Genomic DNA, 6010 nt, shown 5'->3' with positions numbered 1-6010 from the left:
AAGTTCTACCGACCTCGGCACGTAAGTTCTACCGATCTCGGTGAGAGGGGCGGGCGGATGGAGCGGGTGAGAGGCTGGTCTCACAATGCCGTGGCGACTCGTCGGAGTGTTCCGACCACTGCTACCGTCTCGGCTCGACGCCGCCCGGCGTCAGCGGTCGACAACCGGCTCCCGTGAGCGCGCCGACCGCCAACCAGAATCTGCACCCCGGAGGAACCACCCACATGCTGGCCGAACGAATGTGTTGTTGCTGTCGCTGACGACAGCCGCATATCCGTTCGCCGACCACCCGAGCGCGCCGCGCTCCCGAGCCCATGTGAGGTGCCTTAGTGCACACGTCCACCCCGGATACCCCCGACTCCGCCTCACCCGCCGCCGCGGAATCGACCGTTCTCCCGGCCGACCCGCCGGCTGAAGCGCCTGCCGACACGCCGTCCGCGGACGTCGTCCAACCTGCGCCCGCCGTGCGCACCCGCCTGCGTCGGCTGCGCTCGGACCGGGCGGCCCTGGTCGGCGCCGGCATCGTCGCCCTGACCACCCTGGTGGCCCTGTTCGCCCCGCTGATCACGCGCGCTCTCGGCGTGGACCCCTACACCTACGACCTCGACGCCCTCGACCCGGCCGGGCTGCCGCTCGGCCGCTTCGGCGGCGTCAGCGCCACCCACCCCTTCGGCGTGGAGCCCCAGACCGGGCGCGACCTGCTGGCCATCGTCGTCGAGGGCACCCGCACCTCCTTCGCCATCGGCATGGGCGCCACCGCGGTGTCCATGATCATCGCCATCGCCCTGGGAGTGTCCGCCGGATACTTCGGCGGCTGGTGGGACGCCCTGGTGTCCCGCCTGACCGACATCACCCTCGGTTTCCCCCACCTGGTGTTCATGATCGCCGTCTCCGCGATCGTGCCCGCCACCGCCCCGCGCGTGCCGGTGATGATCGCCATCATCGGTATCCTCGGCTGGCCCTCCACCGCCCGGGTGCTGCGCGCCCGCACCCTGTCTCTGCGCACGCGCACCTACGTGGGCGCCTCCCGGGCGATGGGCGCCTCCCAATGGCATGTGATCACCACCCAGATCCTCCCCGGCCTGGTGGCCACCATCATCGTGTTCACCACCCTGTCCATCCCCGGCAAGATCACCTCCGAGGCGGCACTGTCATTCCTCGGCGTCGGCGTGGCCCCGCCCACCCCCTCCTGGGGGCGGGCCATCGGCAGCGCCGTCACCTGGGTGAGCACCGACCCCTGGTACCTGATGTTTCCCGGCGCCGCCCTGCTGACGGTGACCCTCGCCTTCAACCTGTTCGGCGACGCCCTGCGCGACGCCCTTGACCCCAGGACGGGAGCGACCCGATGAACCGCCTGCGCTTCCTCGCCTCCCGCACCGCCCAGACCCTGCTGGTATTGGTGCTCATCGCCTTCGTGACCTTCGCGGTCTTCTCCCTGTGGCCCTCAGACCCCGCCACCATGGCCTGCGGCAAGCCCTGCACGCCGGAGAACCTGGAGCGCGCCCGCGGCTTCATGGGCTACGACCAGCCCTGGTACACCCAGTTCTGGAACTACCTGGCCGGGATCTTCACCGGCCGCACCTTCGGCTCGGGCGCCTCCGCCATCACCTGCGCCGCCCCCTGCCTGGGCTACTCCTTCCGCCTGTCGACGCCGGTCACGGAGCTGATCGCCTCCCGGTTGCCGGTGACCGCCTCCATCGCCATCGGCGCCGCCGTCCTGTGGCTGGTGATCGGCGTGGGCGCGGGCGCCGTCTCCGCGCTGCGCCGCGGCAGCCGCCTGGACCGGGCGATCATGACCGGCACGGTCGTGGGCGTGTCGACGCCGTCGTACCTGCTGGGTCTGCTCGGCATCCTCCTGTTCGGCTTCACCCTGGACATGGTGCCCGTCTCCGGCTACGTGCCGCTGAGCGACAGCCCCGTCGACTGGGCCTGGCACCTGATCCTGCCCTGGTGCGTGCTGGCCCTGATCTCCGCCGCCGTCTACGCCCGCATGGTGCGCGGGGAGATGCTGGAGAACCTGGGTGAGGACTACGTGCGCACCGCCCGCGCCGTCGGTCTGCCCGAGCGCCGGGTGATCGGCCGGCACGTCATGCACAACGTGTCTCTGCCGGTGCTGACCTACTTCGCCCTCGATCTGGGCGGCATGCTCGGTGGCGCCGTCATAACCGAGCGCGTCTTCTCCATGCCCGGGCTCGGCGCCCTGCTCATGGACGCCGTCGGCTCCACCGACCTGCCGGTTATCACCGGCGTCACGCTGGTCGCCGCGGCCTTCGTGATCGTGGCGAACCTCCTGGTGGACGCCTTCGCCGCCGTCATCGACCCGCGGGTCTGACCCGCCCGAATCCACTTCTGCCCTCATCCACCCGAAAGGAACACCCATGTCCTCCACCCGCCCGACGACGTCGCAGCCCGCCTCCGCGCGGCGCCCCGAGCACCGGCCCGCCTCACCGGGAGGCCGCACCCTCTCCCGCCGCGGCCTGTTGGCCGGCGCCGGTATTTCCGGCCTGGCCCTGGCGCTGGCCGCCTGCGGCGCCAACTCCCGCAGCTCCGCAGGTGCGCAGAGTGCCGCGGCCGCCACGGGTACGGCCGGCGGCACCCTGTACGTGCTCAGCACCGACACCGACATCAACTGGGATCCCGCCAAGAGCCAGTCCCTGGCCATCACCTCCCTGGCGCTGGTGCACCGGCGCCTGACCACCTGGGACATCACCGCCGACGGCGCCCCCGCCGTCGTCCCCGACCTGGCCACCGACACGGGCACCGTCTCGGAGGACGGCCTGACGTGGACCTACACCCTCAAGGAGGGCATCACCCTTGAGGACGGCACCCCGATCACCGCCTCCCACATCAAGTACGGCGTGGAGCGCTCCTTCGCCCCCGCCCTGTCCGGCGGGCTCGGCTACCACAAGACCCTCCTGGCGGGGGCGGGGGGCTACACCGGCCCCTACGACGGGGCGCACCTGGACGCCATCGAGGTGCCGGACGAGTCCACCATCGTCTTCCACCTGGACCACGCCTACGGTGACTGGCCGTGGATCGTGTCCCTGCCCGCCTTCGCGCCCGTTCCCGAGGACAGTGACGACCCCGCCACCTACGCTCAGGCGCCGGTCGCCTCCGGCCCCTACCGGGTGGACGACTACCGTCAGGGCAGCTCCGTGGCCCTGGCCCGCAACGAGAACTGGTCGGCCGCCACCGACGAGGTGCGCACCGCCCTGCCGGAGAAGATCATCTTCTCCCTGGGGCAGGACGAGGACACCGTCAGCCAGCGCCTGATCGCCGACTCCGGCGACGACCAGTACGCCTTCTCCGCCCAGCTGCTGACCGCCTCCAAGCTGGCCCAGGTCAGTGCGGACGAGGCGGCCTCCGCCCGGGTGGCCACCTCCGACCCCGGCCCGCTGCTGTACCTGGCGATCAACACCGAGCGCATCACCGACCCCGAGGTGCGCCAGGCGATCGCCTACGCCGTCGACAAGACCGCCGTGCAGCGCACCCTGGGCGGGGAACTCGGTGCCGGCATCGCCACCACCTACATCACCCCGGGCATCCCCGGCCAGGAGGCCTACGACCTCTACCCCACGGACATGGACAAGGCCAAGGCGCTGCTGGAGGGGAAACAGGTGCCGGAGCTCATCCTGCTGTCCCAGAACAATGAGGCGCGCCTGGCGATCTCCCAGGCCGTGCAACAGTCGCTGACCGAGCTGGGGCTGAAGGTCACCATCGACCCGCAGACCACCGACGCCTACACCGAGCGCGCCACCCAGGGCGACGGCTCCACCTACGACCTCACGGTGGTGTCCTGGAACCCCGACTACCCGTCGGCCAACGCCAACATTCAGCCCCTGTACGCCTCCTCCGAGATCGGCCAGGGCGGGCACAACATCTCCCGCTACTCCGAGCCGGAGGTCGACCGGCTGATCACCGAGGCGCTGCAGGAGACCGATGCTGAGGCGGCCGCAGCCAAGTGGGCGGCCCTGGACCGCCGCATCGCCGAGGACGTTCCCGGGGTGCCGCTGGTCAACCGCCGCAACTCCTTCCTGCACGGCTCGAAGGTGACCGGCTTCTTCGTGGCGCCCTTCCCCGCCTACCCCAACTACCTGCTGCTGGGGGTGAGCCAGTAGTGCGCGACCGGGAGCCGGAGCCCGCACTGTCGTTGCGCGGCTTCGGGGTGTCCTTCGCCGGCACCGTCGAGCACGCCAGCGCAGAGATCGACCTGGACCTGGTGCCGGGCCGCGTGCTCGCCCTGGTCGGCGAGTCCGGCTCCGGCAAGTCCGTCACCGCCATGGGTGCGCTCGGCCTGCTCCCGCCCACCGCGGTGGTGACCGGCTCCGCCGTCGTGACCGACGTCGCCAACCGCCCGGGCGCCGCTGAGGCCAACTCCCGCCCCGACGCCGGCGCCGCCTCCCGCCTGGACGCCGGTGACGCCACCCACCGCCCCGCCGCCGGGGGCGCGGGCGCGGGCGAGGCGGCTCGCGAAACCGGCACCCCGGCGGGCGTGCAGCTGGTCGGAGCCTCCCGGGAGGTGCTCGACGACGTGCGCGGTCGCCTGGTCGGCACCGTCTTCCAGGAGCCGACCACCGCCCTGGACCCGCTGGAGACCGTGGCCTCCCAGATCGGTGAGGCGGTGCGCATCCACGCGCCGGGCCGCCCGCGCCGCGTCCGGGTGCGTGACCGCGTGCTGGAACTGCTTCGGCGCGTGGGCCTGGGGGAGGGGGAGCAGGCCGAGCGCATCGCCCGCTCCTACCCGCATCAGCTCTCCGGCGGGCAACTGCAGCGCGTCTGCATCGCCCTGGCGATGGCCGCCGACCCGCCGGTCCTGATCGCCGACGAGCCCACCACCGCCCTGGACGTCACCGTGCAGGCCGGCATCCTGGACCTGCTGCGCTCGCTGACCGAGTCGGGCGTCGCCGTCCTGTTGATCACTCACGACATGGGGGTGGTTGCGGACGTGGCCGACGACGTCGCCGTCATGCGGCGCGGCCGCATCGTGGAACGGGGCCGCACGCGGGAACTGTTCGCCCAACCGCGCCACCCCTACACCCGCGCCCTGCTGGCGGCCGTGCCCCGGCTGGAGTCGCTGCGCGGCGGGGACGCAGAGGAGAGCGAGGCGGATCAGGCGCCGCAGGAGCAGGGGCCGGGCCCGGCGGCGCCCCGAGGCGGGGCCGCCGGTGTGGAGCCCATTGCGGGCGCCGTCGATCGCGGCTCGCAGCCTGCTCCCGTCGTCGAGATCACTGGCCTCGACGTCGTCTACCGCAACCGCCGCCGTCGGGTGCATGCGGTGCACGATGTGTCGTTGCGCATCGACGCCGGGGAGGTGCTCGGACTGGTGGGTGAGTCCGGCTCCGGGAAGTCGACGATCGCCGGCACCCTGACCGGGCTGGTGCCCATTGCGGCCGGGTCGGTGCGTGTATGCGGGGTGGAGGTCGCCGGGGCGGGGCGCCGCGCCCTGCTGCCCGCGCGGCGGGCCACCGGCGTCGTCTACCAGAATCCGGCCTCCTCCCTGAACCCGCGCCGTACGGCGGGCTCGGCCATCGCCGAGCCGATGCTCGTGCACGGCGGCTACGGCTCCGCCGTGCGGCGGGCGCGGGTGCGCGAGATGCTGGACGCGGTGCGCCTGCCGGCGGGCATGGCCGAGCGCTACCCGCATGAGATGAGCGGCGGGCAGCGTCAGCGCGTCGCCATCGCCCGCGCCCTGGCTCTGGACCCGCGCCTGGTGATCGCCGACGAGCCGACCAGCGCCCTGGACGTGTCGGTGCAGGCGGTGGTGCTGGACCTGCTGCGCGAGCTGCAGTCCGAGCTGGGCTTCGCCTGCCTGTTCGTCTCCCACGACCTGGCCGTGATTGACGCCGTGGCTGCCCGGACCGTGGTGCTCGCTAACGGGCGGGTGGTGGAGTCGGGCCCGACCCGGCAGGTGCTGACGCAGCCGCGTGAGGAATACACGCGCCGCCTGGTTGCGGCCGTGCCGGTTCCCGACCCCGACGCCCAGGCCCGCCGCCGCACCGCCCGCCGCCGC

General features: G+C 72.5%; 4 protein-coding genes. All 4 read left to right on the top strand.

The annotated features are described in order from the left end of the window. Positions 1–329 precede the first annotated feature (329 nt). On the top strand, positions 330–1349 hold the full coding sequence (locus tag Q4A20_RS14580) for an ABC transporter permease (RefSeq protein WP_303124084.1): 1020 nt from the start codon (positions 330–332) through the stop codon (positions 1347–1349). Continuing rightward, positions 1346–2332: an ABC transporter permease gene (locus Q4A20_RS14575; protein WP_303124082.1), complete on the top strand. Its 987-nt coding sequence runs from the start codon at positions 1346–1348 to the stop codon at positions 2330–2332. The genes Q4A20_RS14580 and Q4A20_RS14575 overlap by 4 nt, the downstream gene beginning before the upstream one ends. Before the next feature lie 46 nt (positions 2333–2378). Further along, positions 2379–4118 carry an ABC transporter substrate-binding protein gene (locus tag Q4A20_RS14570; protein ID WP_303124081.1) on the top strand — a complete coding sequence of 580 codons (1740 nt, stop codon included), beginning with the start codon at positions 2379–2381 and terminating at the stop codon, positions 4116–4118. Beyond that, on the top strand, positions 4118–6010 hold a 1893-nt coding region (locus Q4A20_RS14565; RefSeq protein ID WP_303124079.1), incomplete at its 3' end, for an ABC transporter ATP-binding protein. The genes Q4A20_RS14570 and Q4A20_RS14565, both read left to right, overlap by 1 nt.

Origin of the sequence: Actinomyces sp., from assembly GCF_030530635.1 — a bacterium.
Lineage (GTDB): Bacteria > Actinomycetota > Actinomycetes > Actinomycetales > Actinomycetaceae > Actinomyces.
This window is presented reverse-complemented; position numbering and strand designations above follow the sequence as displayed.

Bases quoted from the DNA above. Each gene is read 5' to 3' on its own strand.
- Q4A20_RS14575 (WP_303124082.1), top strand. From the start codon at position 1,346: ATGAACCGCCTGCGCTTCCTCGCCTCCCGCACCGCCCAGACCCTGCTG.
- Q4A20_RS14570 (WP_303124081.1), top strand. From the start codon at position 2,379: ATGTCCTCCACCCGCCCGACGACGTCGCAGCCCGCCTCCGCGCGGCGC.